This is a genomic window from Salinicola endophyticus (assembly GCF_040536835.1).
Taxonomy (GTDB): domain Bacteria; phylum Pseudomonadota; class Gammaproteobacteria; order Pseudomonadales; family Halomonadaceae; genus Salinicola; species Salinicola endophyticus_A.
Map to the genome: position 1 here is coordinate 4,160,232 of NZ_CP159578.1, position 24,339 is coordinate 4,184,570.

The window sequence follows — 24,339 nt, forward strand, 5'->3', positions numbered from 1 at the left end:
TTTTGCCTTAGCTGCGCGCCCCGGCCTTGCCTTCGCTCGTCGACTTTTTACGCAGGGCATTGGCCATCATCATTGACCACCAAGACGACGAAAACCGGCGCCAAGAGGGCGCCGGTTTTCTTTTCTATAGCCAATCGGGACGAACCGATCAGCCGGACCGATCAGGGAATGATCTTCTCCGCCCGCAGACGATCGAACAGATCGAAAAACGCCGCTCGCGTTTCGCGGAAATGGTCGAAGCCGAAGTCCCGCGACTTGGTGGTGTCGTTGACGCACTCCTGGTCGCGGCCGAGATCGGCATCGGTGTGCCACCAGGAGGCGAGCTTGGCGACATCCGGCTCGACCAGATCGTGCTTGGCGACGATCTCGCGCCAGATCGATTCGGCATCGGCCATCTGTTCATCGAGCGGCTGCATCGACGCCGGGTCGTCCGAGGCTTCGGGGCCCTGAGCCTCTAAACCAAAATACTCACCGATCTCGCGCCACATCCGGCGCCAGCGGAAGACGTCTCCATTGACGGTGTTGAACGCCTGATTGGCCGCACCCGGCGTGGTCGCCGCCCACTCCATCTGCCGCGCCAGCACCAGCGCATCGGTCATGTCGGTGAGCGCGTTCCACTGGGTCTGCGAGCCGGGAAAGACGAACGAACGCCCGGTCTCGCGGCAGATCGAGGCGTAGACCGCCAGCGTCGTGCCCATGTTCATGGCGTTGCCGCGGGCATAGCCGATCACCGTGTGCGGGCGATGCAAGTTCCAGGCAAAGCCACGGCGCTCGGCGGTCTCGAACAGCACGTCTTCCAGCGCATAGTAGAAGTTGTCGCCGGGCACGCGCGGCTCGGACTCGCGGAACGGCGTCTCGATCCGCCCGCTGCCGTAGGCCTCGAACGAGCCCAGATACTGCTTGGTGCCGGTGACCAGCGAGGCATGCGCGAGCGGGGCCGAGTCGAGGGCGGCGAACAGATTGCGCATCATCTGGCTATTGGCCTCGACATTGGCGCGCTCGCTGTCACGGCGAATCCAGGTGCAGTAGAAGACGTGGGTGATCGGCAGGCCGGCCAGCGCCTGCTCGGTGGCGGGCGAGTCCAGCAGGTCGGCGGCGACGGGAATCACGCCGCTCTGCTCGGTGGCGCGACGTGACAGGCCGTAGACGGTCCAGCCGCTGGCGACGAGATGGCTGGCCAGATTGCCGCCGGTGATGCCGGTGGCGCCGACGACGAGTGCAGTCCCCTTACGCATGGTCGATGACCTCCTTTCGATTTCCGGAAGATCCGGCAGCGTGCCGGATCGATGAGCGCAGTCTGGTAGCGCCGGATCGTTGCTACAATCGAAAGCATCGCAAATCTTTATTGCATGGGACGCAACTCGATGGCGGACAGACCGAAAACGCGGCAGGCGATGAATCTCGACACGCTGGATCTCAACGCCCTGCGCATCTTCGAGCGCGTCGCCGCGACCGGCAGCTTCACCGCCGCCGCCCGGCATTTTCACCGCGCGGTCTCCTCGGTCTCGCGCCAGATCCGCGGTTTGGAAGAGGCGCTCGGCCAGCCGCTGCTCTACCGGCATACCCGCGCCGTCGCGCTCACCGACGCGGGCTGGCGCTACTACGAAGAGATTCGCGAGATTCTGGAACGGCTCGATCTCGCCACCGAGGCGCTGGCCTACCCCGATGCCGAGCCCAGCGGCGTGCTGCGCATCAACGCGCCTGTCGCCTTCGGCCAGCGCCAGATCGTGCCGCTGCTGCATGCCTTCCAGCGCCGCCACAGCGGTATCACCGCCGAGCTACAGCTGAGTGACCAGGTCATCGACCCGGTGAGAGAGGGCCAGGACATCACCTTTCGTGTCGGCGACCTGGCCGACTCCTCGCTGGTGGCGCGCCGCCTGGCACCGATGAACTACGTGGTGGCCGCGGCCCCGAGCTATCTCGAGATGCACGGGGCACCGCAGACACCCGAGGCGCTGAGCGATCACAACTGCCTGCTCTACCAGGGCGAGATGGGACGCCAGCGCTGGTATTTCCAGACGCCGGATCAGAGCGGCTCGACGCCGTTTGAGGTCAGCGGCAACCTCTACAGCAACGATGCCGAGAGCCTGCTGCGCGCCGCACTGCTGGGCCAGGGGCTGGTGCTGTTTCCTACCTGGCTGATCGGCGATGCGCTCTCACAAGGCGAGCTGGTGCCACTGCTGGAGGCGTGGCGCGGCGAGGTGATGCCGGGTCGCCGAGATATTCACGTCCTGACCACCGAGCGCCGCCTGCGCACACGCAAGGTCCGTGCCTTTCTCGACTATCTGCGCGAATCGCTGGCGCCGCGCCCGGCCTGGGATCGCTGGCGTGAGCGTATAGACGGCCTTGCGAGCGACCATAGACAAAGCTAATTAGCGATTGAATCGCGCACGATCTATCTTGACCGCATGACGACACCGGATGACACCGACAACGCTCTGGCGCTCGAATCGCAGCTCTGCTTCGCGCTCTATTCGACCCAGCTAGCGATGAACAAGCTCTACCGCGGCCTGCTGCGCGAGCTCGACCTGACCTATCCCCAGTATCTGACCATGCTGGTGCTATGGCAGCGGGATCGTCAGACGGTGTCGGAGATCGGCGAACACTTGTACCTGGATTCGGCGACGCTGACGCCACTGCTGAAGCGCCTGGCAGCAGCCGGCCTGGTCACGCGCCAGCGCTCGCGCCAGGATGAACGCCAGGTGGAGATCGCCTTGACCGAGCAGGGCCGTGCGCTGCGTGAACGCGCCAAGGCGGTTCCCCATGCTGCCGGCTGTGCGGGCCAGTGCACGCCGGCAGAGGCCGCCGAGCTACGCGATGCCTTGCATGGGCTGCGTCAGCGACTCGACGGCCAGTGACGCATTGGCGAGAGAGATAGAAGTGCGATGTGGTGTATAGCAGATTGTTTTCACTCAATTAGATCGCGCACGATTCAATAGATCGCGATCTTGAACCCGAAGGAGAAGCTTCATGTCACTCGATAAAGTCGTCTACCGTGCCGAAGCCACCGCCATCGGCGGTCGTGACGGTCGTGCCACCTCCGCCGACGGTGTCATCGACCTCAAACTGTCGACTCCCAAGGAGCTGGGCGGCGCCGGCGGTGAGGGTACCAACCCCGAGCAGCTGTTCGCGGCTGGCTACTCCGCATGCTTCATCGGCGCGCTCAAGCTGGTGGCATCACAAGAGAAGGCCAAGCTGCCCAACGACACCCAGATCCAGGGTGAAGTCGGCATCGGCCCCAAGGGTAACGGTTTCAGCATCGAAGCCAGCCTGACGGTGAAGCTGCCGGGCATGGATCGTGAGCAGGCCGAAGCGCTGGTCGAGAAAGCGCATCAGGTCTGCCCCTACTCCAACGCCACCCGCGGCAATATCGACGTCACCCTCAACGTCGAGGTCTGAGCCGGCGTCGGCAGCGCTGACGTTCGCTCCACCCGGACGCCCCGGCCCCTTGCAAAGGGGGCCGGGGCGTCTTGCTGTTGGCGCAGCGCCAGGCCAGGCAACCGGCTCAGCGATTGAGAATGATCGCCGTGATCACGCCGGTGGCAACCGCGGCAAGCACATAGTCGCCGTCGATGTTCAGCCAGCGGTATCCCCGTGGCGGCTCCCGCAGATGCCGCGCGTGCCAGTCACGCACCCAGTAGCGGTCATCGCGGTAGTAGCGGTCAGCGACCCGCCCGCCGGGATGCCACGCCCGTGCTGGCTCATGGTGGCGGTCATGGCCGCGTTCGCCATGGTGGTGATGATGGCGCGCATGGCCCGGGGGCCCGCCTGGGCCGGGGCCGCCCCCCGGATGCGCCTGGGCAGCGCCACCCAACCCCAGGGCGGCCATCAGGGTCAGGGCAGTGAGACGGCGCCCGAGACGGCTGTAAGGCGGGAGGCAATACGCCGTATTGCGGTCGTTGGCCATATGGGTCTCCTCTCTCGCCGGGGGTGAACAGTCGGTGGCGCCGAGGCGCCAGTCGCCGGGAGATGAATCGAGTGTGCCGGCAGAATAAGGAAACAGCGTTCACGAATAGTGGAGCTCGCCGCCGCGGATCGCGTTACAGCGCCCCGCCGTCCGACCCTATAGCCAATACGCGTCATGGTTAACTATGCTGAGGAAACTCATCCGCCAAGAGACAGGCCATGCCGGATACGCCCCGCGATAGCGCCGAGACGCCCGACACCCATACCCAGACCACACGCGACATCGCCACGCCCCAGGCCGTGTGCGACTTCTGGTTCGAGACGCTCACACCCAAGCAGTGGTTTGCCAAGGATGCCGCACTCGACGACGAGATCGCGGCTCGCTTCGGCGCCACGCTGGCAGCCGCCGCGCGCTGCGAGCTGTGGCACTGGCGCGACACCCCCACCGGGCGCCTGGCCGAGATCGTGGTGCTCGATCAGTTCTCGCGCAACGTTCATCGCAATACCCCCGCCGCCTTTGCCCAGGACCCGCTGGCCCTGGCACTGGCCCAGGAGCTGATCGCCCGCAGCGAGGACACCACCCTGCCCTTGACGCAGCGCATCTTCGCCTACATGCCGTTCATGCACAGCGAGTCGCTGGCGATCCACGCCCGCGCGGTCGCGCTGTTCGACGCTCCCGGCATGGAGACACAGCTCGACTACGAGCACCGTCACCGCGAGATCCTGCAGCGCTTCGGCCGCTATCCGCACCGCAACGCCATTCTCGGACGCGTCTCGACCCCGGAGGAGATCGCCTTCCTGCGCCAGCCCGGGTCGGCCTTCTGAGCCACGCTTCTACTTCACGCTGACCAGGATATCGCCATGCCACAGCGCTCGACCTCGCCCCCGCACTTCTCCGACGCAGCGCTGATGACCCTGATCCGCTCGACCCCGCTGGCGATCTGCATCACCGACGCCGAGGGCCATTTCCAGATGGTCAACGCCGCCTACTGCCGTCTTTATGGCTATGCCGAGGAGGAGCTGCTGGGCGAGGAGTTCACCATGATGCTGGCCCCCGAACATCGTGACATGATGCGGCGCATACACCGCACCTTCATCGAGACGGGCGAGGACAGCGACCCGCTGATCGGCACGCCGGGGGCACGCGCCGAGTGGGAAGTGGTCAACCGCCAGGGCCAACCGATCTCGGTTCTGGCCGAGGCGGTCCGGGTGGAGGATGATCAGGGCAATGTCTACAAGGCGACCTTCGTGGTCGACATCAGCGAGCACAAGGCGCTCGAGCGCTCGCTGCGCGAGGCCAACCAGCGCCTGACCAAAATCGCCATGTACGACGAGCTGACCGGTCTGCAGAGCCGCCGTGCCGGCCTCGACCGGCTCGAAGCGGAGATTCACGAGCACCAGCGCTATGGCCAGCCACTGTGCATCGCGGTGATCGATCTGGACGGTTTCAAGCAGATCAACGACACCCATGGCCACGCCATCGGTGACGAGATCCTGGTCGGTATCGCCGAGCTGCTGCGACAATCGCTGCGCGAGAGCGATGCCGCGGTCAGGCTCGGTGGCGACGAACTGCTGCTGGTACTGCCCGGAATCAGCCTGGATCAGGCGACCCAGGCGGTGGAGCGCATCCGCCAGACGCTGGCGTCGACCTCGCTGACCAGCCACGCCCTCGAGGTGACGCTGTCGGCAGGCGTCGCCGCCTACCGCGACGAAAACCAGGACGCCCTGCTCGAACGCGCCGACCGCGCGCTCTATCGCGCCAAGCGCCGCGGGCGCAATCGTGTCGCCCAGGCCAGGTGAGCCACGGTTGCCGAGGCGTCAGCCCCCACCGCCGGCGACACCCAGCACCAGCCATAGCACGAGCGCATAGCGCAGCCCCTTGCCGACCGCCACCAGCACCACGAAGTTGAGCCACGGCACCCGCATGACGCCGCCGATCAGCGTCAGCGCATCGCCGCCGATGGGCAGCCAGCCGAACAGCAGCGACCACTGACCGTAGCGGTTGAAACGCGCCCGGGCGCGGGCCAGTTGCGCCTGGCTGAGCGGAAACCAGCGACGCTGCTGGAAGCGATCCACCTGACGGCCGAGCACGCCATTGACCACCGACCCGAGGGTGTTACCCGCGGTGGCCCAGAGCCACAGCCAGAACAGCGCATGCCCTTGGGTCGCCAGCGCCCCCAGCAGCACCTCCGACGAAGCCGGCAACAGGGTGGCGGAGACCAGCGCGGTCACGAACAGGGTCAGATAGCTCACGCCTCTCTCCGGATCGGGCGCCTGATATTCCTGGATCTCAGCTCAGAATGAACCCGACACAGGCAGCCGTCGCCAACCCCATCACGCCGTTGAAGATACGCCACGCCCGCGGCGTCTTCAGCAGCCGCCCGATCGCCATGCCGAAACCCGCCCACAGCGAAATACAGGGAAAGGCGACCAGCTCCATGAACAGCGACAACATTGCCGCATTGGCGACCAGCGAGCCCTCGGTCGGCATGAAGCCCGCCATCAGTGCGATGCCCATGACCCACGCCTTGGGATTGACGAACTGGAACACCGCCGCCTGCCAGGCGGTCAGCGGACGCGCGCCCTCGGTCGCGGCCAGGTTGGGCGGAGGCGCGGTCGCGATCTTCCAAGCCAGGTAGAGTAGATAGGCCGCACCGACCAGGCGCAACGCCTGCTGCAGCGCAGGGAAGCGTTCGAACAGCACCCCGAGTCCCAGTGCCACGGCCATGAACAGCACGAAGCAACCGGACATGATGCCGAAGATGTGCGGCAGCGTGCGACGGTAACCGTAGAGCGCCCCGGACGCGGTGAGCATGACGTTGTTGGGCCCGGGCGTGCCGGTCATAGAGACCGAGAACAGCGCCACCGAGAGCCACCAGCCGAGCGACATCATGCTTGCCCCTCCGTGGCTTCGTCCCATGCCAGGGTGATACGACGGTTGCGGGCGCCGCGATTCTTGATGCTGACCACATGCAGCGCCCCAATCTGGGCGGTGGAGGTCACATGGGTACCGCCGCAGGGCTGATAGTCGATATCGCCGATGCGCACCATGCGGATCATGCCGGCGCCCCGCGGCGGCGCCACCGACATCGTCTTGACCAGCTCGGGGCGCGCGTCGAGTTCGGCCTCGCTGATCCACTCGCTGGAGACCGGGTGGTCGGCCGCGACCAGCCCCTTCAGCTCCGCGGTCAGCGCCGCCTTGTCGAGGCTGGCCTCGCCCAGATCGAAATCGAGCCGACCACGCTCGGCGCCGATACTGCCGCCGGTGACCCCATAGGGCACCAGCACCGAGAGCAGGTGCAGGGCGGTATGCATGCGCATGTGCGCCCAGCGCCGCGGCCAGTCGATCTGCTGGGTCACGCTCTGGCCGACGGTGAGACCGTGCTCGGGATCGAGATAGTGCCACACCTCGTCGCCTTCGCCCTTGCGCGTGTCGTGCACTGTCAGGCACCGGCCATCGGCGGTGATGAACACGCCGCTATCACCGGGCTGGCCGCCCCCTTGGGGATAGAAGAGCGTGGCGTCGGTCGCCACCGCACCATCGGTACCCACTGCAGTCACGCTGGCCAGACTCTCCCGTGCCATGGGCAGATCGCGAAAACGCAACTGGGTGGACATACCGACCTCCTCTCGACCCGGCGCCTGACCGGGCTAAATTGTATGGGTTCAATTTATTGACTTTTCGCGTCACCTTGCGAACAATTCGAGCATAAACTTACCAGGAAACGGGTCAACCCGATTTTTGTCACCATGACAATCTGGACACCGACACTCTCCGGCAGCGGCCCGCGCTATCGTCAGCTCGCCGATGCCATCGCTGCCGCGGTGGCCAGCGGCGAGCTGGCCGCCGGTGACAAGCTACCCCCGCAGCGTCGCCTCGCCGACGCTCTGGGCGTGACCGTAGGTACGGTCACCCGCGCCTACGCCGTGGCCGAGCAGCGCGGAGTGGTCAGCGCACGGGTCGGCAGCGGCACCTATGTACGTGGCGCCGGGGTTGGCATCGGCGCCTTCGACCATCTGTTCACGCGGCCGCGTGACAGCGGGTCGATCGATCTCAGTCACGCCACCCCCCCGCCGACCACGCAGCGCAGCCTGCATCTGGCCCGCGCGATGCAGGCGATCCAGCAGGACCCGGAGCAGCTCAGCGCGATGATCGACTACCAGCCGGAACCCGGGCAGGCGTGGCAGATTGCCACCCTGGCGGCCTGGCTGGGCAAGATGGGCCGCGCGCTCGACCCGGCCGAGCTGCTGCTCGACCAGGGCGGCATGCACGGCATTCACCTCTGCCTCAGCGCTCTGCTGCTGCCGGGTGAACGGGTCGCTGCCGAACGTCTCACCTATCCGGGCCTGATCAGCGCGCTGCAGCAACTATCGCTCAAGGGCGTGGCGATTCCCCACGATGCGCATGGCATCGACGTCGACGCGCTGGCCCGTGCCCACGACCAGCAGCCGTTCGCCGCGCTCTATCTGATGCCGGATTGCCACAACCCGACCACGGTGCGCCTGAGCGAGCCACGCCGCCGCGCCCTGGCCGCGCTGGCCGAGGCACGCGGGTTCTGGCTGATCGAGGACGACATCTATCCGCAACTGGGTGCCACGGAGACGCCGCTATACCAGCTCGCCCCGGCGCATACGCTGACGCTGTTCTCGGTCTCGAAACTGCTCGGCGGCGGGCTCAGAGTGGGGGCAATACGCGCCCCGCAGGCGCTGCATGGACGGCTGACGGCGGCGCTGCGCGCGCAGTGCTGGATGCCACCGCCACTGATGAATGGTGTGGTCGCGCACTGGATCGCCAGCGGCGACGCCGATGCGCTGCTCGCCTGGCAGCGCGAAGAGCTGGAGTGGCGCTTCGATCGCGCCCAGGAGAAGCTCGCAGCCTTCCGCCCTCAAGGCCAGCGTGGTGGCTTCTATCTATGGCTGCCGCTACCCGCGGATCTGCGTTCGAGCCATGTCGAAGCCCAGCTGCGAGAGCGCCAGGTCGCCGTCAGCAGTGCCGAGAGCTTCTGCCTCGGCAGCGTCAGCGCACCCCAGGCGCTGCGCCTGTGCATCAGCGCCGCGGAGAGTCGCGACGCCCTCGAGCGTGCCCTCGACACCATTGCCGAGACCCTCGGCGACCCGGGGCCGATGCTGTGGCAGACGCTGTGAGCGGGCCTGACGCCAGGCGCGCGCTGCTCTCAATAGCCCAGCGCCGGATCGACCTGATTCTCCAGCATCTCACCCGCCAGATAGCGGGTGACGTTGGCGAAGAAGCTGCGCAGGCAGCGCGGTACATAGTCGGCGTCGTAGAGACCGCTGTGGGGAATCACCATCAGATTGGGCGTGCGCCAGTAGGGTGACTCCGGCGCCAGCGGCTCCTCGGGGAAGACATCGAGCACCGCCCCGCCCAATTGGCCCGCCTCCAGTCGCCGGGCCAGCGCGGCGACGTCCAGCACCGGCCCACGGCCGATATTGATCACGCCGGCATGCGGTGGCAGCGCCGCCAGCTCGGCGGCACCCACCAGGCATCTCGTCTGCGCGGTCAGCGGCAGGGTGATCAGCAGGAAGTCGGCCTCGGCCAAGGCATCGGGCAGACGCGCCTGGGGCAGGCTGAGATCGGCCAGGGGGTGGGGCTGCCCGCTACGGCTGATCCCGGTGATCTCGAGTCCCAGCTGCCGGGCCGCCCGCGCCGCCGAACTGCCCAACGCGCCCATGCCCAGGATCACCACCCGCTTGCCTTCGATCGGTTCGAGCGCGCGCTGCGCCCAGCGCCGCTCGATCTGCTGGGTGACGAACGCCGGCACGGCGTTGTTGAGCATCAACAGCGCCGTCAGCGAGAACTCGAAGGTGCGCGCCTCGTGATTGCCGCGGGCGTTGGTGACGCAGAGCCCCGCCGGCAGCGCCGCCAGCGGCACCCGGTCGACGCCGGCGCTGGTGATATGCACCCAGCGCAGCGCGGGCGCCCGCGCGGCGGCATCGACCAGATCCAGCTTGCCGACCACCACCAGCACGTCGGCGGTGGCCAGGGCGGCGTCGAGGGTAGCCGCATCACGGCTGAAGCCCAGCACGATGCGCGATGCCAGCCCGGCGAACTCGCCCAGAATGTCGCGCACCCGCTCGGCGCTGAAATCCGGCGACTGGCGGAAGGCGGGATCGGTGTAGATATGCACCTCGAGCGGCTTGGCGGCAACGGGCATGACGGTTCCTCGGCAGCAGGGAGTTCGATGGAGGGGCCGGGCTCACACCGGCAGCGGGCGGCTCTCGGCCAGCGCCTCCATGGCGAAATAGGAGGTCACGGTGTCGATCTCGAAGCCGTCGATCAGGCGCTGATAGATCAGGTCGAAGGCGCCGATATCACGCGCCACGATCTTGAGCATGTAGTCGTAATCGCCGCCGATACGGTAGAAATCGATCACCTCGGGGATGCCCAGTACGTGCTCGCGGAACGCCGCCAGCCAGGCACGTGAATGGCTGCGGGTGCGGATCATCGAGAACACCACCAGCCCGAAGCCGAGCGCCTGACGGCTCAGCACCAGCCGCCGCGCCTCGATCACGCCGGCCTCCTCGAGCTGTTTGACCCGCCGCCAGCAAGCGTTCTGGGAGAGATTGACGCGTTCGGCCAGCTCGCGCTGGGCGCAGCCGGGGTGCTGCTGCAGCTCGCGCAGGATGGCGAGGTTTAAATGATCCAATTTCACGCCACTCATGGGGTCAATTCACTCAATATTTGGGTCGATACCGGGTCATAACGAGAAATTTACCCGCCCGAGACGGGATATCATAGCCCCATACATCGCGCTTGCACGTCCTCCTCCGTGACGAGGCCTCCATGACCACACTCGCCGACTTCCAACACGTTCTCTCCAGCCCCGACCTGCTGGCGCGCCTGCGCCAGGGCCTGATCGGCGACGACCTGCCGATCACCACGCCCTTCGGTCAGCGCCGCCTGCTCTACGCCGATTATGTCGCCTCCGGGCGCGCGCTGCGCCAGGTCGAGCGCTTCGTCAGCGAAGAGGTCCTGCCGTTCTATGCCAACTCGCACACCGAGGCGTCGCACTGCGGGCAGACCATGACCCGGCTGCGCCAGGAGGCACGGGCGCTGATCGCGCGGGAGCTCAACGCCGAGGATTGCCATGTGGTGTTCAGCGGCAGTGGCGCCACCGCCGGTATCAACCGGATCGTGGCACTGCTCGATATCGCCGCCGGGGTGGGCCGCGGCGAGCGCATCCGCGTGCTGGTCGGCCCCTACGAGCATCACTCCAACCTGCTCGCCTGGCGCGAGAGTGGCGCCGAGGTGGTCGAGATTCCCGAAGGCGAGGCCGGCGGGCCGGACCCGGCGGCGCTGGAGCAGGCGCTGGTGGAGGCCGCCGGCAGTGACCTGATCGTCGGCGCCTTCTCGGCCGCCTCCAACGTCACCGGCATCATCAGCGACGTCGACGACATCACGCGCCGGCTCAAGCGCCACGGTGCCCTGGCGATATGGGATTACGCCGGTGCCGGCCCCTATCTGGCGATGGACATGGCGCCCGCGCCGGACTGCCGCAAGGATGCCATCGTCTTCTCACCGCACAAGTTCGTCGGCGGCCCCGGCGCCTCCGGGGTCATGGTGGTGCGCGACAGCGTGGCGCGGCGGCACACGCCTTCGCTGCCCGGCGGCGGCACGGTCAGCTTCGTCTCACCCTGGGCGCACCGCTACAGCGCCAACCTGGCGGCGCGCGAGGAGGGCGGCACACCGAACGTGATCGGTGACATCCGCGCCGCGCTGGCGCTGATGGTCAAGTCAGCGATCGGGCTGCCCGAGATCGCCCGCCGTGATGCCGAGCTGCGCCGCCGCGCCCTCGCCCACTGGGCCGACGAGCCGCGGCTGGCGCTGCTGGGGCGCCAGGATGTGGCGGCGCTGCCGATCTTCTCCTTCCGCGTACACGACGCCGACGGCGGCCTGATCCACCATCAGCTGTTTACCCGCATGCTCTCGGACCTCCATGGCATCCAGGCCCGCGGTGGCTGCGCCTGCGCCGGACCCTACGCCCATCGCCTGCTGGGGATCGACGCCTCCGCCTCGGCGGCACTAGTCGAACGCCTCGACCAGGGGCACGAACTGGAAAAGCCCGGCTGGGTACGGCTGAGCCTGCACCTACTCCACAGCGAAGAGCAGGTAGCGCGCCTTCTCGATGGCGTGCTCACGCTGGCCCGGGAAGCGCCGACCTGGGCCCGCCACTACCGCGCCGACCCGGCCACCGCACGCTTCCGGACCGAAACCGCCGAGGGATGACAGCCGCGCCGAGGCAGGTAAGATGACCGCTTTCGCCGCGCTAGTCGCGCCCGCTTTCCTGTTCGAGCCATCGCCATGCCCCATCTGAGTCGCCGCCCCTTCGTCTTCCTGCGCCACGCCCAGAGCACGCGCAATCAGGAGCGGCGTATCGGCGGGCAGCACGACGTACCTCTCACCGCCCGCGGCGAGGCCGAGGCGCGCCGCGCTCAGGCGCTGGTCGGCGGGCTCGACTGGTCGCTGGCGGTCGCCAGCCCGCTGGTGCGCGCCCGCCACACTGCCGAGCTGGCGCTGGGGCGCGCCCCCGACCGTCTGGAAGAGGGGCTGATGGAGCGCCACTGGGGCGATCTGGAGGGGCAGCCGATCCCCACCGCAATCCCCTATACCGACACGCCGCCCAACGGCGAAGCCTGGGAGGCGTTCGTCACTCGCATCGCCACCACCCTCAATGCGCTGCTCGACGAAGCCGACACCCCGCTGGTGGTGGGCCACTCCGGGCTGGTACGCGCGGTGCGCTGGCTCACCAGCGGCAGCCCCACCGGCCCGCGCTCGGCCAACGCCATCCCGCTGTGGATCGCCCCTGCCACCGGCGACCGATGGGACATTCGCGACTTTACCGCCGCAGACCGCGCCCGGATCGTACGTTAGCGCGCGGGCGAACCATCACCGCTACTCAGGCAGCGGCGCAGCAGGGTGCGCCGCGTTGACCTACTCATGAATAAAAATGATAATGATTATCTTTAATCAACTAGAAAAATACTGCCGATGCTCGCCTGCCACGGCCGCTCCGCCTCTTCCCTGCGCCGCTGGCGCCGATCGCTTCATCGTCTGATCCTCTGCGCCAGCCTGCTGGCGAGTCTGTTGCTTCTCGCCAGCGTGGCCAACGCCGCAGACCACGACGACACCGACACCCGGACGCGCGCCGATGCGCCCGCCGCGACCCGCTATCCGCTACAGGTGACCGACCTCGCCGGGCGCGTGGTGACCCTCGACCACGCGCCTCGGCGCATCTTCCTCGACGATCCCCGGCATCTGCTGGCGCTGGCAGCGCTGCTGCCCGATCCGGTGGCCCGCCTGAGCGGCTGGCACGGCTCGCTCGCCGACTTCGACCCCGAAGCCCAGGCGCGCTTCACCCACGCCTTCCCCGCCCTGGCCCAGTTACCGGTACTGGCGGGTGGCGATCCGCTGCCCAGCGCCGAGGCGCTGCTAACGCTCGCACCGGATCTGATCCTGGTCAATCGCGCCCGCTACGGCGCCATCCGCGGTACCCGGCTGCTGGCACAGCTCGATGCCCTGGGCATCCCGGTGCTGTTCATCGATTTCCAGCAGCACCCGCTGACGGATACCCGCCCCTCGCTGACCCTGCTGGGTCGCGCGCTCGACGTCCAGCCCCGGGCGGCGGCGCTGAACCGGCGGCTGGCCGAGCTGGAGGCAGCGGTCGCCGACTGCGTCGATGCTGCCGCCCATGACACCACCAGAGACACCTCTCCCAGCGTACTGATCGACATCGCCCCCGGCCTCAAGGTGGGGTGCTGTCGCAGCAACTTCGATAGCGGCCTGGCGGACCTGGTGGCCCGGGCCGGCGGCGACAACATCGCCGCCGACATGACCCCGGGCAGCGAGAACGTGCTCAATCCGGAAGCGATTCTGGCACGCGACCCGGCGGTCATCATCGCCACCGCGGCCCAGTGGCCGGCGGGGGGCTCGGTGCGCGCCGGTTTCGGCGTCACCCCCGCGCAGACACAGCGGGACCTGGCCGATGTCGTCAACCGCCGCCCGGGCTGGGCGACGCTTTCCGCGGTCAACCAGGGGGGCCTCCACGCCCTCTGGCACGGCTATCACCAGAGCCCCTTCAGCGCCCTCGCGCTGACAGCCATCGCCCGCTGGCTGCATCCCCAGGCGTGCGCCGCACTCGATCCTGCTGGGGCGCAGCAGGCGCTGTTCCGCGACTTCCTGCCGATCGCCGCCGACGGCACCTTCCGCGCCACCTATGGCGAGGCGCCTCCCGAACGCTGATCACCCCACGCCGCGCCAACGACGCACCACGACGTTCAGCGACGTTCAACGACAACAAGCCAAGACGCTCGACAACAACAAGTCACGACGACCTTCAACGACAACGCACCGGCACCGAGCGCCACTCGACGCCGCCAGGGAACACCACACATGACTGCACGATCCTTTGCCCCAGGGCGCGCCCTGCCGCGCTGGCAGCCACTCGCCGCCATGCTGGCGCTGTTGCCACTCACACCGGCGCACGCCGAAGACACCGGCGAGGTCGCGCTCGACCCGGTGGTGGTCAGCGCCCGGGCTACGGGTGACGCCAGTGAAGGCTACCGCCCCGGCGCCTCGGACCTCGCCACCGGCCGGCGCACCGATTTTCTCTCCCAGGCACGCACCGTCGACGCGCTCACGCCGCAGCTGCTCGCGGACATCGGCGCCGACTCCCTGACCGATGCCATGGCGTTCGTCGCCGGGGTCACCCAAGGCAACACCATGGGCGGTACCGAAGCCGGCTTCATCAAGCGCGGCTTCGGCAGCAACAGCGACGGCTCGATCCTGCGCGACGGCATCCGCCAGCCGCGCGATACCTTTCCGCTGTTCACCACCGAACGCATCGACGTGCTCAAGGGGCCGAGCTCGTTTCGCTACGGCATCCAGGAGCCTGGCGGTGTGATCAACATCGTCAGCAAGAAGCCGCAGTACACCTGGCAGCGCACCCTCAGCGGCAAGGGCAGTTCGTTCGGCGGCGGTGATGCCAGCGTCGACGTCACCGGCCCGCTGGGCGACAGCGGCGCGGCATTCCGGTTCATCGTCGGCCAGCAGGACGAGAATAGCTGGCGCGACTTCGGCAGCCACCGCCAGACAGTGGTGGCGCCCTCGCTGAGCTGGGAGGACGACGACACCCGGCTGTGGTTCGCCTATACCTATCGCGATTACGATCTGACGCTGGATCGCGGTACCGCCTTCGTCGACGGTGACCCCGTCGATGTCCCGCGCAAGCGCCGGTTCGACGAGCCGTGGTCGCGGGTGACCGGTCACGATCAGTCGTTCAGCGCGCGCTGGGAGCAGGATCTGAATCGCGCCTGGACCAGCCGCCTGACCTACGGCTGGACCCGGCGCCAGTACGACGACGGCCAGCCGCGGGTGCTCAGCGTCAGCGAGGACGGCACCGCGAGGCGTCGCGCCGATGCCAATCGCGGCTTCGACCGCCGGGTGATCTATACCGCCGCCGAACTGCTCGGCGACGTCGAGCTGGCGGGCATCCGCCACGAGATGACCGTCGGACTCGACCACGAGCGCCGCCGCGACTACCTGGCCGACCGCTATCGCGGTGCCACCGATACGATCTCGATCTACGCCCCGCATCACGGTGATCTGACCCTGGACGGCGCCCGCTACGACAGCGCACGCAGCCATCGCCTGGACGAGATCGATAGCACCGCGGCCTATATCGACGACTCGCTGCATCTCGGCGAACGCTGGATTCTGGGGCTCGGCGGGCGCTATCAGATGACCGAACAATATGGCGGCCAGGGCCGCCCCTTCGTGGTCGCGACCGACACCGACGACACGCTCTTTCTGCCCCATGCCAGCCTGCTCTACCAGATCGACCCGCTGACCTCGACCTATGTCAGCTACAGCGAATCCTTCGTGCCCAACACGCCGGACAGCGACACCGGTCAGCGCTTCGATCCCGAGCGGGGCCGCGGCTGGGAGGCCGGGCTCAAGCGCCGCCTGCTCGACGAGCGGGTGGAGGCGGCACTGGCCTACTTCGAGATCACCAAGGAGAACGTCGTGGTGAGCGACAACGGCGTGTCGCGGGCGGTGGGCAAGAGCCGCGCCAGAGGCGCGGGGATGTCGCTGCAGGGCCAGCTGACCGAGCGGCTGTCGCTGCTGGCCAACTACGCCTACACCGATGCCGAGGTCATCGAGGACGCCGACGGCGGCACCGCCGGCAACGCGCTACCCAACGTGGCACGTCACACCGCCGCGCTGCTGCTGGCACAGGAGCTGGCACTCGACCCCGACACCGGCCGCTGGCGGGTCGGTGGCGGGCTGCGCTACGTGGGCAGCCGCGAAGGCGACAGCGACAACAGCTTCCGCCTCGACGCCTACACCGTCGCCGACGCTTTCGTCGCCTGGGAGACCCGTTGGCTGGGCGACGCCACCCATCTCCAGCTCAACGTCCACAACCTGTTCGACACCACCTACTACCCCTCGAGCGGCGGCGATACGCGGGTGGTGGTGGGCGATCCGCTGGAAGTCACGCTGCAGGCCAGCGTGACGTTCTAGCGTGGCTGATTCACGCGTTCTCCCGTGACCGTCAACACCCCATGACGGTCGCGAGATCCAACCCAACCACCCGACCGTGCCAGCTGTCGTTCTGGCGGGTGGCGATAACGAGCGCGTCATGGTCGTCGGCCACGGCCAATGGGCCTGAATCGGTCCAGAAGCCACTGCCTCCGATCGCCGCCATACCGCCGCTGGTGCCATTGTGGTTGGCCATGCCGACCAGCATGGCGTAACGCTCGGCGATCTCGGCCAGGCGCCGAGTATCGGCGTCATAGCCGCCCGCGGTGATCAAGGCGCCGGCGAGATAGACAGTCGCGCCCAGCGATGCACACTCGTCCGCATGCGCAGGGGCGTTGGTATCGGCACAGATGGCGAAGGCCACGCGCTCACCGCCGAGCTCGCAAACGAGCTGCGTCTCGCCGACTTCGAAGGCGGCCTCTTCCCCGGGATGCAGATAGCGCTTGGCATAGGTCAGAGGCTCACCGCCCGCCGGGTCGAAGATCACCACCCCGACCCGGGGCCGGGTTTCACCGTTCAGCGGCAGCCCCGCCACCACGTGCATGCCTCGGCGCTCGGCCGCTGCACGCAACGGCGCCAGACGCTCGCTGCGTGGCGACAAGGCCAGCGCGGCGGCCAGACCGGGCTCGTAGCCGGTCAACGAGAGTTCGGGAAACACCAGCAGCGAGACACCTTGGCGTGCGGCCGCCTCGACCGCCGCCACGTGCCTCGCCAGGTTGGCGTCGAGATCGCCGGCCTGCGCCGCCAGCTGTACCAGGCCGATCACCAGCTCGGATCGCGCAGACGTCGCCTCAGTCATTCAGCGTCGTCTTCCAGGTCAGCGATTCACCGGCCTTGTAGGGTATGAAGGTGTTCTCGCCCTCGCCCACGCTGGGCGCCACCGGCGTGGGCTGGCGCGTCAGCGTGACGGTGCCTTCATTCAGCGGCAAACGGTAGAAACGCGGGCCGTTCTCGGAGCAGAACGCTTCGAAGTGATCGAGCGCCCCTTCCTGCTCGAAGACATCGGCGTAGACCGACAGCGCCGCCTCGGCATTGAACACCCCGGCGCAGCCGCAGGCGGTCTCCTTGGCGGCACACACGTGCGGCGCGGAGTCGGTGCCGAGAAAGAAGCGCGGATGGCCGCTGGCCACCGCGCGGCGCAGGGCCGCCTGGTGCTCCTGACGCTTGAGAATCGGCAGGCAGTAGAGATGCGGGCGGATACCGCCGACCAGCATGTCGTTGCGGTTCTGGGCCAGGTGCTGCGGGGTGAGGGTGGCGCCCAGGTACTCGTCTCCCTCGAGCACGAACTGGGCCGCATCCTTGGTAGTGATGTGCTCGAACACCACGCGCAGTTCGGGGAACTGGCGGCGGATATCGCTCATCACCTCGTCGATGAAGACCTTCTCGCGGTCGAAGATATCGATCTCGCCCCGCGTAACCTCGCCGTGCACCAGCAGCGGCATGCCGATGCGCTGCATCGTCTCCAGCAGCGGGTAGACGTCGCTGATGCGCTTGACCCCGTGCTGGGAGTTGGTGGTGGCGTTGGCCGGATAGAGCTTGGCCGCAGTGAAGACGCCATCGGCGTGTCCACGGGTCAGCGTCTCGGCGCTCACGCTCTCGTTGAGATAGCAGGTCATCAGCGGAGTGAAATCGTGACCGGTGGGCAGCGCGGCGAGAATACGCTCACGATAGGCCGCGGCGGCCTCGACCGTGGTCACCGGCGGCGCCAGGTTGGGCATGACGATGGCGCGGGCGAAGGTCGCGCTGGTGTAGGGCAGCACGGTGCGGGTGATCGCGTCGTCGCGCAGGTGCAGGTGCCAGTCGTCGGGGCGGCGGAGGGTGAGCGTGTCGGGCGCGGCGGTCATCGGAGACTCCTGGCAGGGGTGAACGAGGGGCTCGTAGCATATCAGAGCCCGCGAGGCCCGGGGGATGCCGCTCGAGATGACATCTTGCGCCAGATGGCGCTATGATTTTGTCATATGGCGAACGCCTTGAGGAGTTCAGCATGACGACCACCCCGTTCGAGCCCTCCCTGGAGCCCAGCATCAGTGAGCGGGCAATCCGCCGCCTCACGGGTAAACGCCGGGTCGCGGTCACCTCACCCTTCGAAATCCATCGCCTCATCGAGAAAGGCTTTGCGTCGTCAGGGGTGATCAAGTTCTTCGAAGAGGTCGATCTGCTTCAGGACAGAAAGATCGCGGTCAAAGTCCTCGGGGTATCCGAACGCACCCTGTATCGCCGGCGGGACAAACCCGACACCCTCAGCCCGGAAGAGAGCGGCCGCGCCTGGCGCTTCGCCGAAACGCTCACCCGCGCAGAAGACGTCTTCGGCAGCACCGAAGCCGCCCAGCGCTGGCTGGATACCCCGGCCATGGCCCTGGAGGGGCGTAAGCCGCTGGACCTGATCACCACCCCGGTCGGCCATGACCTGGTCGATGACCTACTGACGCGTCTGGACTACGGGGTCTACACCTGACGATGGCCGCCGCGAGCCGAAGCCTCCGGTTCTGGCGCCTGGAACGCGACCGCCATGTCGCCACCTGGGAGAAAGGCATCGGCGCAGAGCGCGCGGGCGGGCGCTGGAACTCCCCCGGCCGGCCCGCCGTGTATGGCTCGCTGGATGCGGCCACCGCGATACTCGAAGTCGCGGTTCACAAGGGCTTCGCGACCCTGGATACCGACCCGCACACACTCCTGTGCATCGAGATTCCGGACCCGAGCTGCATACATTGGGTGGACGCCGAGACGCTGCCGAATCCCAACTGGCTGGTGCCGGGCACGCCCAGCGCGGGCCAGCAGCGCTACGGCGACACTCTGCTCGAGGCCCACCCCTTCTTCGTCGTGCCCTCGACCGTGTCGCGCCACAGCGCGAACCTGGTAATGAACCCGCATGCCGCCCAGGGCCAGTATCGCGTGGTCCTGCAAGAGCGATTCTCGCTCGACACCCGTCTGAACCCGCCCTCGCGTTAGGCGTTATAGGTGAGACGGAGGCTGTGCATTCTGGACACGCTCCGACTCACACCCTCACCCCGCCTTGGCCGTAGGTCTGCGCAGCAGCAGGCCCATGGCCACGCAGCAGAGCAGCGCCACCAGGGCGTCGAACAGCAGGCCGGTGAGCTGTAGCCCGAGCACGCTGGCGACCAGGCCGATGCCGATCACCGGCAGCGAGATCGCCACATAGGCGACCACGAAGAAGGTCGAGACCACCGCCGCCTTGTGCTGTACCGGGCTGGCGGCGGCCACCGCGCCCAGCCCGGCGCGAAAGGCGATGCCCTGGCCGATGCCCGCCACGATGGGGCCGAGGATGAACCCCGCCAGGGTCTGCGCGGCCATACCCCAGGCCAGGAGCAGGACGCCGACCAGCAGCACGCCGCAGCCGATCGGCAGACGCCGGGCCTCGGGCAGCTTGTCCTGCACCATCTGCCCCAGGGTGGAGGCGATGAACAGGCTGCCGGCGACGACGCCGATAAGCGCCGGGTTGTGATAGCCGAGCTGGCCACCGACGAAAGCCGGGGTCACCGAGGTGGCGAAGCCGCACACCATGAAACCGGCGAAGGCGGCGATCGCCGCCGGCACGAAGACCCCGCGCACCTCCGGCGGCACCTTGAGCTTCTGTACCCGCAGGCGAATGCGCGCCGGACGCGTGACCGTCTCCGGGGCGCGCCAGATGAACAGCGCCGCCAGCAGCGCCAGCGCCAGATGCAGCACGTAGGGCACCACCAGCGGCAGCGGTGCCAGCGCGGCCAGCACCCCGGCGACCATCGGCCCCAGCCCCAGACCGCCCATGTTGGCGGCGGTGGCGACCAGCGGCCCGACCCGCTTCCAGGCGTCGGGGACCAGCTCCATCACCGCGACCGTGGCGGTGCCGGTGAAGATGCCGGCGGAGATGCCCGACAGCACCCGCGCGAACAGGATGGGGCCGAGCCCCTGGGCGTGCCAGAACACCAGATCGCTGGCCGCCGAGATCAGTACCCCCGCCAGCAGCATCGGCCGCCGCCCGAGCTGGTCGGACCAGCGCCCGGTGAGTAGCAGCGCCGCCATCACCCCGGCGGCGTAGACCGCGAAGATGATGGTGATGGTGAGCTGCGAGAAGCCGAAGGTCTGCTGATAGATCGGATAGAGCGGGGTCGGCATGGTGGTGCCGATCATGGTGAGCGCGAAGGCGAAGGCGGCGCCCAGAAAGACCGCGCGCCCGCCGCGGGCCGCGGTGGCTGAAGCGTTCATGACAGATCCTTGTGCAGGAGGTGGGTCGCCCGCGCGGGCTCGGAGCGCGCGCCGTGAACGGCGATGATGCCGACAAGCATCGTGAATGCCGCGCCAGGGCGCAACCGCTCGCCGCCATCATCGCGCGGGGTATCGATCCCAACCCCCAGTGGATTCGTGGCATACTGTGCGGCTTCACGCACCCTGATCACGGCCCCGTCATGTCTCGACCCGACACCCCGGTCTCCGCCTTCGCCAACGCTGCTGCCACGCCTGCCGCCCAGGGCACGCTCTACATCGTCTCCGCCCCTTCCGGAGCCGGCAAGACCAGCCTGGTGCGCGCGCTGCTCGAACGTAACGCGGCGATCGGCGTCGCCGTCTCCCACACCACCCGCGCCATGCGGCCCGGCGAGGCGGACGGCGTCAACTACCACTTCGTCACCGAGGAGACCTTCGAGGCGATGATCTCGCGCGGCGAGTTCTTCGAGCACGCCTGGGTCTTCGACCGCCACTACGGCACCTCCCGCGCCGAGGTGGAAAAGCGCCTGGCACTGGGCGAGGACGTGATCCTCGAGATCGACTGGCAGGGCGCGCGCCAGGTCCGCGAACTGGCTCCCGAGGCCGAATCGATCTTCATCCTGCCGCCCTCGAAGGAGGCGCTGCGCGAGCGTCTGGCCGGGCGCGGTACCGATGACGCCGAGGTCATCGACCGGCGCATGCGCGATGCGGTGAGCGAGATGTCGCACTTCGACGAGTACGAGCACGTGATCATCAACGACAGCTTCGAGCACGCCCTGCACGAGCTGGAGTGCATCGTGCACGCGCGCCGTTCGCGTCTCGACAAGGTGCGCACGCGCTACGCCAGCCTGCTCGCCGAGCTGCTCGATACCCCGCGCTGACCCTCATTCCGCGCCATGGCGAGCATCGCGCCGCCCCGCGCCAGCGGGCGGCACGCGGGCCTTTCACCTTGTCAGCTACGCCAAAGGTCCAGTAGACTGCACGGTCCCGCATGGCCCCGCTTCGGCTGGGGTGCGACCACTCATTTTCTGGCAGCAGGGTTACCACCATGGCACGCGTGACCGTCGAAGATTGTCTGGACCATATCGAGAACCGTTTCAAGCTGGTGATGATCTCCTCCCAGCGCGCCCGCCAGCTCTCGCGCGGCTCTCGCGACGCGCTGCTGCCGTGGGAGAACGACAAGCCCACCGTGATGGCGCTGCGCGAGATCGCCGCCGGCCAGATCGACGAGAGCGTGCTCGACGAGCCGGTCGAAGCCGCTCCGCCGCGTCCGCGCCCCGAACCGCACCAGGATTTCGAACTCTGAACGAGCTTTGCGAGCCCGCGGCCCGCGCCTCGGCGTGACGCCGGCACGACTCCTGGAATAGGCGCGCTGTATGTTCACCATCGATGACCTGGCCGATCGCCTCGGCGGCTATCTACCCTCTGAGGAGATTCAGCAGGTCAGGCGCGCCTTCTACTACGCCGAGCAGGCCCACGACGGCCAGACCCGCCGCTCCGGCGAGCCCTACGTCACCCACCCCCTCGCGGTCGCCAATATCCTCGCCAACATGCACATGGACCATCAGAGCCTGATGGCCGCCATGCTGCACGACGTGATCGAGGATACCGGAGTGACCAAGGATGCCCTCGCCGCCCAGTTCGGCGAAGCGGTGGCGGAGCTGGTCGACGGCGTCTCCAAGCTGACCCAGATCACCTTCGAGGACAAGGCGGTCGCCCAGGCCGAGAACTTCCAGAAGATGGTGATGGCGATGTCCCAGGACATCCGCGTGATCATCGTCAAGCTCGCCGACCGCCTGCACAACATGCGCACCCTGGGGGCGCTGCGACCCGACAAGAAGCGCCGTATCGCCCGCGAGACGCTGGAGATCTACGCCCGCATCGCCGGACGCCTGGGGATCAACACCATCCGCGTCGAGCTCGAGGATCTCTCGTTCCAGGCGATCCACCCGATGCGTGCCGAGCGCATCAAGCGCGCCGTGGCCCGGGCCCGTGGCAACCGCCGCACGACCATGCGCCAGATCCAGACCAGCCTGCAGCGTCGGCTGGACGAGGACGATCTCACCGGCAGCGTGGTCGGCCGCCAGAAGCATCTGCTGTCGATCTATCGCAAGATGCACGACCAGCGCAAGCCGTTCGCCGAGATCATGGATGTGTTCGGCTTCCGCATCATCACCGACGATGTCGACAACTGCTATCGCATCCTCGGCGCGGTGCACAACCTCTACAAGCCGGTCCCCGGGCGCTTCAAGGATTACATCGCGATCCCCAAGGCCAACGGCTACCAGAGTCTGCACACCACCCTGTTCGGGCCCAGCGGCATGCCGATCGAAGTACAGATCCGCACCCGCGAGATGGAGGCGATGGCCAACAACGGTATCGCCGCCCACTGGCTCTACAAGGCCGGCCAGACCGAGCGGCCGATCGCCGTCGGCAGCCACGCCCGGGCCCGCGAGTGGGTCCGCGGGCTGCTCGAGATGCAGCGCCATGCGGGTGACTCGCTGGAGTTCATCGAACACGTCAAGAACGACCTGTTCCCCGACGATGTCTACATCTTCACCCCCAAGGGCGACATCATGGAGCTGCCCCAGGGGGCCACGGCGGTCGACTTCGCCTATACCGTGCACACCGATATCGGCAACAGCTGTATCGCCTGTCGTATCGACCGCCACCTGGCGCCGCTCTCGACCCCGCTGGAGAGCGGCCAGACCCTGGAGATCATCACCGCGCCCGGCGCCCGGCCCAATCTTGCCTGGCTCAACTTCGTGATCACCGCCAAAGCGCGCTCGGCGATTCGTCACGCGCTCAAGAGCCAGCAGCGCAGCGAGGCGATCCAGCTCGGCCGGCGCCTGCTCAACCGTGCGCTGGGCAGTTTCGACACCAGCCTGGAGAAGCTGCCCGCGGAGCGTCTCACGGCGCTGCTGGCGGAGCTCGACCTGGCCAACGAAGATGACCTGCTCGAGACCATCGGCCTCGGTACCCGGCTGGCCCACGCCACCGCCAAGCGCCTTGCCGATGCCAGCCTGAGCGACGACGAGGACGCCCCAGGGTCGCCGGACACCTCGTCGAATACGGGCCCGCACACCGGACCGATCGTCATCAACGGCTCCGAGAGCATGGCGATCAGCTTTGCCCGCTGCTGCCACCCACTGCCCGGCGACCCGGTGATCGGCCATCTGTCGATCGGCAAGGGGATCGTCGTGCACCGCCACGATTGTGGTAATCTCGATGAGCTGCGCGATGACCCCGACAAGCTGGTCTCCTTGACGTGGTCTAACCAGATCGAGCAGGATTTCCCGGTGCCGCTGCGCATCGAGGTGGAGACCCGGCGCGGGCTGATCGCCGAACTGGCCAGCCTGATCACCGACGCCGATGCCAATATCGAGCGCATCGGCATCGAAGAGCGCGATGCCCGGCTATCGATCGTCAACCTGACCATTCTGGTCAAGGGGCGTGTCCACCTGGCCCGGATCATCAAGCGCCTGCGTAATCTGAATCACATCGGCCGCATCGTTCGCGCGAGAAGCTGATAGCAAGATCCCGACGCCCACCCGCGCCGGCCAGACAGACGAACACACGCTGCCCCGCCATGGCCAACCACGGCGGGGCGTCGTTTTTTACGTCGTTCCGGGACGCGATAAAACGTGAAGCGCAGCCCGATACGCAGAAAAAGATCG

General features: G+C 67.6%; 25 protein-coding genes. 15 read left to right on the top strand and 10 right to left on the bottom strand.

Features of this window, described 5'->3' with window-relative positions; translation table 11 throughout:
* Positions 1 to 161: 161 nt before the first annotated feature.
* The gene (locus ABV408_RS18760) at positions 162 to 1,235 is read right to left on the bottom strand and encodes an SDR family oxidoreductase (RefSeq protein WP_353980393.1); all 1,074 of its coding nucleotides are present in this window, start codon (positions 1,233 to 1,235) and stop codon (positions 162 to 164) included.
* Between the two features lie 174 nt (positions 1,236 to 1,409).
* On the opposite strand from ABV408_RS18760, the gene ABV408_RS18765 reads away from it, so the two are divergent.
* From ABV408_RS18765 to ABV408_RS18775, 3 genes are all read left to right on the top strand, one after another.
* Positions 1,410 to 2,372 (top strand): LysR family transcriptional regulator, encoded by a 963-nt coding sequence (locus ABV408_RS18765; protein ID WP_353982255.1) that lies wholly within the window; start codon positions 1,410 to 1,412, stop codon positions 2,370 to 2,372.
* A 36-nt stretch (positions 2,373 to 2,408) separates the two neighbouring features.
* A complete protein-coding gene (locus ABV408_RS18770) occupies positions 2,409 to 2,858 on the top strand; it encodes a MarR family transcriptional regulator (RefSeq protein ID WP_353980394.1) in 450 nt (149 codons plus the stop codon).
* Positions 2,859 to 2,970: 112 nt separating this feature from the next.
* Positions 2,971 to 3,399 carry an organic hydroperoxide resistance protein gene (locus tag ABV408_RS18775; protein ID WP_353980395.1) on the top strand — a complete coding sequence of 143 codons (429 nt, stop codon included), beginning with the start codon at positions 2,971 to 2,973 and terminating at the stop codon, positions 3,397 to 3,399.
* Between the two features lie 106 nt (positions 3,400 to 3,505).
* On the opposite strand, the gene ABV408_RS18780 is transcribed toward ABV408_RS18775, so the two are convergent.
* The gene (locus tag ABV408_RS18780) at positions 3,506 to 3,907 is read right to left on the bottom strand and encodes an RcnB family protein (protein WP_353980396.1); all 402 of its coding nucleotides are present in this window, start codon (positions 3,905 to 3,907) and stop codon (positions 3,506 to 3,508) included.
* Positions 3,908 to 4,125: 218 nt separating this feature from the next.
* On the opposite strand from ABV408_RS18780, the gene ABV408_RS18785 reads away from it, so the two are divergent.
* The gene (locus ABV408_RS18785) at positions 4,126 to 4,731 is read left to right on the top strand and encodes a DUF924 family protein (protein WP_353980397.1); all 606 of its coding nucleotides are present in this window, start codon (positions 4,126 to 4,128) and stop codon (positions 4,729 to 4,731) included.
* A gap of 36 nt (positions 4,732 to 4,767) precedes the next feature.
* Positions 4,768 to 5,706 carry a sensor domain-containing diguanylate cyclase gene (locus ABV408_RS18790; protein WP_353980398.1) on the top strand — a complete coding sequence of 313 codons (939 nt, stop codon included), beginning with the start codon at positions 4,768 to 4,770 and terminating at the stop codon, positions 5,704 to 5,706.
* An 18-nt stretch (positions 5,707 to 5,724) separates the two neighbouring features.
* On the opposite strand, the gene ABV408_RS18795 is transcribed toward ABV408_RS18790, so the two are convergent.
* Genes ABV408_RS18795 through ABV408_RS18805 form a run of 3 tightly spaced genes read right to left on the bottom strand, consistent with a single transcriptional unit; the run spans position 5,725 to position 7,524 of the window.
* Positions 5,725 to 6,159, bottom strand: a complete 435-nt coding sequence (locus tag ABV408_RS18795; protein WP_353980399.1) for a YqaA family protein — start codon at positions 6,157 to 6,159, stop codon at positions 5,725 to 5,727.
* Positions 6,160 to 6,196: 37 nt separating this feature from the next.
* Positions 6,197 to 6,799 carry a LysE family translocator gene (locus ABV408_RS18800; protein ID WP_353980400.1) on the bottom strand — a complete coding sequence of 201 codons (603 nt, stop codon included), beginning with the start codon at positions 6,797 to 6,799 and terminating at the stop codon, positions 6,197 to 6,199.
* The gene (locus tag ABV408_RS18805; RefSeq protein ID WP_353980401.1) at positions 6,796 to 7,524 is read right to left on the bottom strand and encodes an alanyl-tRNA editing protein; all 729 of its coding nucleotides are present in this window, start codon (positions 7,522 to 7,524) and stop codon (positions 6,796 to 6,798) included. The genes ABV408_RS18800 and ABV408_RS18805 overlap by 4 nt, the downstream gene beginning before the upstream one ends.
* Before the next feature lie 132 nt (positions 7,525 to 7,656).
* Between ABV408_RS18805 and ABV408_RS18810 the strand changes: the two genes are divergently transcribed.
* Positions 7,657 to 9,051, top strand: a complete 1,395-nt coding sequence (locus tag ABV408_RS18810; protein WP_353980402.1) for a PLP-dependent aminotransferase family protein — start codon at positions 7,657 to 7,659, stop codon at positions 9,049 to 9,051.
* Between the two features lie 29 nt (positions 9,052 to 9,080).
* On the opposite strand, the gene ABV408_RS18815 is transcribed toward ABV408_RS18810, so the two are convergent.
* Positions 9,081 to 10,079 carry a D-2-hydroxyacid dehydrogenase gene (locus ABV408_RS18815; RefSeq protein ID WP_353980403.1) on the bottom strand — a complete coding sequence of 333 codons (999 nt, stop codon included), beginning with the start codon at positions 10,077 to 10,079 and terminating at the stop codon, positions 9,081 to 9,083.
* A 42-nt stretch (positions 10,080 to 10,121) separates the two neighbouring features.
* Positions 10,122 to 10,571, bottom strand: a complete 450-nt coding sequence (locus ABV408_RS18820) for an Lrp/AsnC family transcriptional regulator (RefSeq protein ID WP_353980404.1) — start codon at positions 10,569 to 10,571, stop codon at positions 10,122 to 10,124.
* A gap of 137 nt (positions 10,572 to 10,708) precedes the next feature.
* On the opposite strand from ABV408_RS18820, the gene ABV408_RS18825 reads away from it, so the two are divergent.
* The 4 genes from ABV408_RS18825 (at position 10,709) to ABV408_RS18840 (ending at position 16,444) form a co-directional block, all read left to right on the top strand.
* Positions 10,709 to 12,151 carry an aminotransferase class V-fold PLP-dependent enzyme gene (locus ABV408_RS18825; protein ID WP_353980405.1) on the top strand — a complete coding sequence of 481 codons (1,443 nt, stop codon included), beginning with the start codon at positions 10,709 to 10,711 and terminating at the stop codon, positions 12,149 to 12,151.
* Positions 12,152 to 12,226: 75 nt separating this feature from the next.
* Entirely contained in the window at positions 12,227 to 12,796 is a 570-nt protein-coding gene (locus tag ABV408_RS18830; RefSeq protein WP_353980406.1) for a histidine phosphatase family protein, read from the top strand.
* 117 nt (positions 12,797 to 12,913) lie between these two features.
* Positions 12,914 to 14,164: an ABC transporter substrate-binding protein gene (locus ABV408_RS18835; RefSeq protein WP_353980407.1), complete on the top strand. Its 1,251-nt coding sequence runs from the start codon at positions 12,914 to 12,916 to the stop codon at positions 14,162 to 14,164.
* A 150-nt stretch (positions 14,165 to 14,314) separates the two neighbouring features.
* Positions 14,315 to 16,444 carry a TonB-dependent siderophore receptor gene (locus ABV408_RS18840; RefSeq protein WP_353980408.1) on the top strand — a complete coding sequence of 710 codons (2,130 nt, stop codon included), beginning with the start codon at positions 14,315 to 14,317 and terminating at the stop codon, positions 16,442 to 16,444.
* Between the two features lie 31 nt (positions 16,445 to 16,475).
* Here ABV408_RS18840 and ABV408_RS18845 read toward each other — a convergent pair whose 3' ends face one another.
* Both ABV408_RS18845 and pyrC read right to left on the bottom strand, forming a co-directional pair.
* Positions 16,476 to 17,261: a carbon-nitrogen hydrolase family protein gene (locus ABV408_RS18845; RefSeq protein ID WP_353980409.1), complete on the bottom strand. Its 786-nt coding sequence runs from the start codon at positions 17,259 to 17,261 to the stop codon at positions 16,476 to 16,478.
* Positions 17,254 to 18,306: a dihydroorotase gene (gene pyrC, locus ABV408_RS18850; protein WP_353980410.1), complete on the bottom strand. Its 1,053-nt coding sequence runs from the start codon at positions 18,304 to 18,306 to the stop codon at positions 17,254 to 17,256. Before pyrC ends, ABV408_RS18845 begins: the two co-directional genes overlap by 8 nt.
* Before the next feature lie 140 nt (positions 18,307 to 18,446).
* Here pyrC and ABV408_RS18855 point away from each other — a divergent pair, with 140 nt between their 5' ends.
* Both ABV408_RS18855 and ABV408_RS18860 read left to right on the top strand, forming a co-directional pair.
* Positions 18,447 to 18,917: an antitoxin Xre/MbcA/ParS toxin-binding domain-containing protein gene (locus ABV408_RS18855; RefSeq protein ID WP_353980411.1), complete on the top strand. Its 471-nt coding sequence runs from the start codon at positions 18,447 to 18,449 to the stop codon at positions 18,915 to 18,917.
* 2 nt (positions 18,918 to 18,919) lie between these two features.
* Positions 18,920 to 19,411 (top strand): RES domain-containing protein, encoded by a 492-nt coding sequence (locus ABV408_RS18860; protein ID WP_353980412.1) that lies wholly within the window; start codon positions 18,920 to 18,922, stop codon positions 19,409 to 19,411.
* A 54-nt stretch (positions 19,412 to 19,465) separates the two neighbouring features.
* On the opposite strand, the gene ABV408_RS18865 is transcribed toward ABV408_RS18860, so the two are convergent.
* Complete coding sequence (locus tag ABV408_RS18865) at positions 19,466 to 20,665, bottom strand: MFS transporter (RefSeq protein WP_353980413.1); 1,200 nt, start codon at positions 20,663 to 20,665, stop codon at positions 19,466 to 19,468.
* Between the two features lie 200 nt (positions 20,666 to 20,865).
* Between ABV408_RS18865 and gmk the strand changes: the two genes are divergently transcribed.
* The 3 genes from gmk (at position 20,866) to ABV408_RS18880 (ending at position 24,192) form a co-directional block, all read left to right on the top strand.
* Positions 20,866 to 21,543, top strand: a complete 678-nt coding sequence (gene gmk / locus ABV408_RS18870) for a guanylate kinase (protein ID WP_353982256.1) — start codon at positions 20,866 to 20,868, stop codon at positions 21,541 to 21,543.
* Positions 21,544 to 21,710: 167 nt separating this feature from the next.
* Positions 21,711 to 21,968 (top strand): DNA-directed RNA polymerase subunit omega, encoded by a 258-nt coding sequence (rpoZ, locus tag ABV408_RS18875; RefSeq protein WP_035472905.1) that lies wholly within the window; start codon positions 21,711 to 21,713, stop codon positions 21,966 to 21,968.
* A 70-nt stretch (positions 21,969 to 22,038) separates the two neighbouring features.
* Positions 22,039 to 24,192, top strand: a complete 2,154-nt coding sequence (locus ABV408_RS18880; protein WP_353980414.1) for a RelA/SpoT family protein — start codon at positions 22,039 to 22,041, stop codon at positions 24,190 to 24,192.
* Positions 24,193 to 24,339: the final 147 nt, after the last annotated feature.

Bases quoted from the DNA above. Each gene is read 5' to 3' on its own strand.
- ABV408_RS18760 (WP_353980393.1), bottom strand. From the start codon at position 1,235: ATGCGTAAGGGGACTGCACTCGTCGTCGGCGCCACCGGCATCACCGGC.
- ABV408_RS18770 (WP_353980394.1), top strand. From the start codon at position 2,409: ATGACGACACCGGATGACACCGACAACGCTCTGGCGCTCGAATCGCAG.
- ABV408_RS18775 (WP_353980395.1), top strand. From the start codon at position 2,971: ATGTCACTCGATAAAGTCGTCTACCGTGCCGAAGCCACCGCCATCGGC.
- ABV408_RS18780 (WP_353980396.1), bottom strand. From the start codon at position 3,907: ATGGCCAACGACCGCAATACGGCGTATTGCCTCCCGCCTTACAGCCGT.
- ABV408_RS18785 (WP_353980397.1), top strand. From the start codon at position 4,126: ATGCCGGATACGCCCCGCGATAGCGCCGAGACGCCCGACACCCATACC.
- ABV408_RS18790 (WP_353980398.1), top strand. From the start codon at position 4,768: ATGCCACAGCGCTCGACCTCGCCCCCGCACTTCTCCGACGCAGCGCTG.
- ABV408_RS18800 (WP_353980400.1), bottom strand. From the start codon at position 6,799: ATGATGTCGCTCGGCTGGTGGCTCTCGGTGGCGCTGTTCTCGGTCTCT.
- ABV408_RS18805 (WP_353980401.1), bottom strand. From the start codon at position 7,524: ATGTCCACCCAGTTGCGTTTTCGCGATCTGCCCATGGCACGGGAGAGT.
- ABV408_RS18810 (WP_353980402.1), top strand. From the start codon at position 7,657: ATGACAATCTGGACACCGACACTCTCCGGCAGCGGCCCGCGCTATCGT.
- ABV408_RS18815 (WP_353980403.1), bottom strand. From the start codon at position 10,079: ATGCCCGTTGCCGCCAAGCCGCTCGAGGTGCATATCTACACCGATCCC.
- ABV408_RS18825 (WP_353980405.1), top strand. From the start codon at position 10,709: ATGACCACACTCGCCGACTTCCAACACGTTCTCTCCAGCCCCGACCTG.
- ABV408_RS18830 (WP_353980406.1), top strand. From the start codon at position 12,227: ATGCCCCATCTGAGTCGCCGCCCCTTCGTCTTCCTGCGCCACGCCCAG.
- ABV408_RS18835 (WP_353980407.1), top strand. From the start codon at position 12,914: ATGCTCGCCTGCCACGGCCGCTCCGCCTCTTCCCTGCGCCGCTGGCGC.
- ABV408_RS18840 (WP_353980408.1), top strand. From the start codon at position 14,315: ATGACTGCACGATCCTTTGCCCCAGGGCGCGCCCTGCCGCGCTGGCAG.
- ABV408_RS18845 (WP_353980409.1), bottom strand. From the start codon at position 17,261: ATGACTGAGGCGACGTCTGCGCGATCCGAGCTGGTGATCGGCCTGGTA.
- pyrC (WP_353980410.1), bottom strand. From the start codon at position 18,306: ATGACCGCCGCGCCCGACACGCTCACCCTCCGCCGCCCCGACGACTGG.
- ABV408_RS18855 (WP_353980411.1), top strand. From the start codon at position 18,447: ATGACGACCACCCCGTTCGAGCCCTCCCTGGAGCCCAGCATCAGTGAG.
- ABV408_RS18860 (WP_353980412.1), top strand. From the start codon at position 18,920: ATGGCCGCCGCGAGCCGAAGCCTCCGGTTCTGGCGCCTGGAACGCGAC.
- ABV408_RS18865 (WP_353980413.1), bottom strand. From the start codon at position 20,665: ATGAACGCTTCAGCCACCGCGGCCCGCGGCGGGCGCGCGGTCTTTCTG.
- gmk (WP_353982256.1), top strand. From the start codon at position 20,866: ATGTCTCGACCCGACACCCCGGTCTCCGCCTTCGCCAACGCTGCTGCC.
- rpoZ (WP_035472905.1), top strand. From the start codon at position 21,711: ATGGCACGCGTGACCGTCGAAGATTGTCTGGACCATATCGAGAACCGT.
- ABV408_RS18880 (WP_353980414.1), top strand. From the start codon at position 22,039: ATGTTCACCATCGATGACCTGGCCGATCGCCTCGGCGGCTATCTACCC.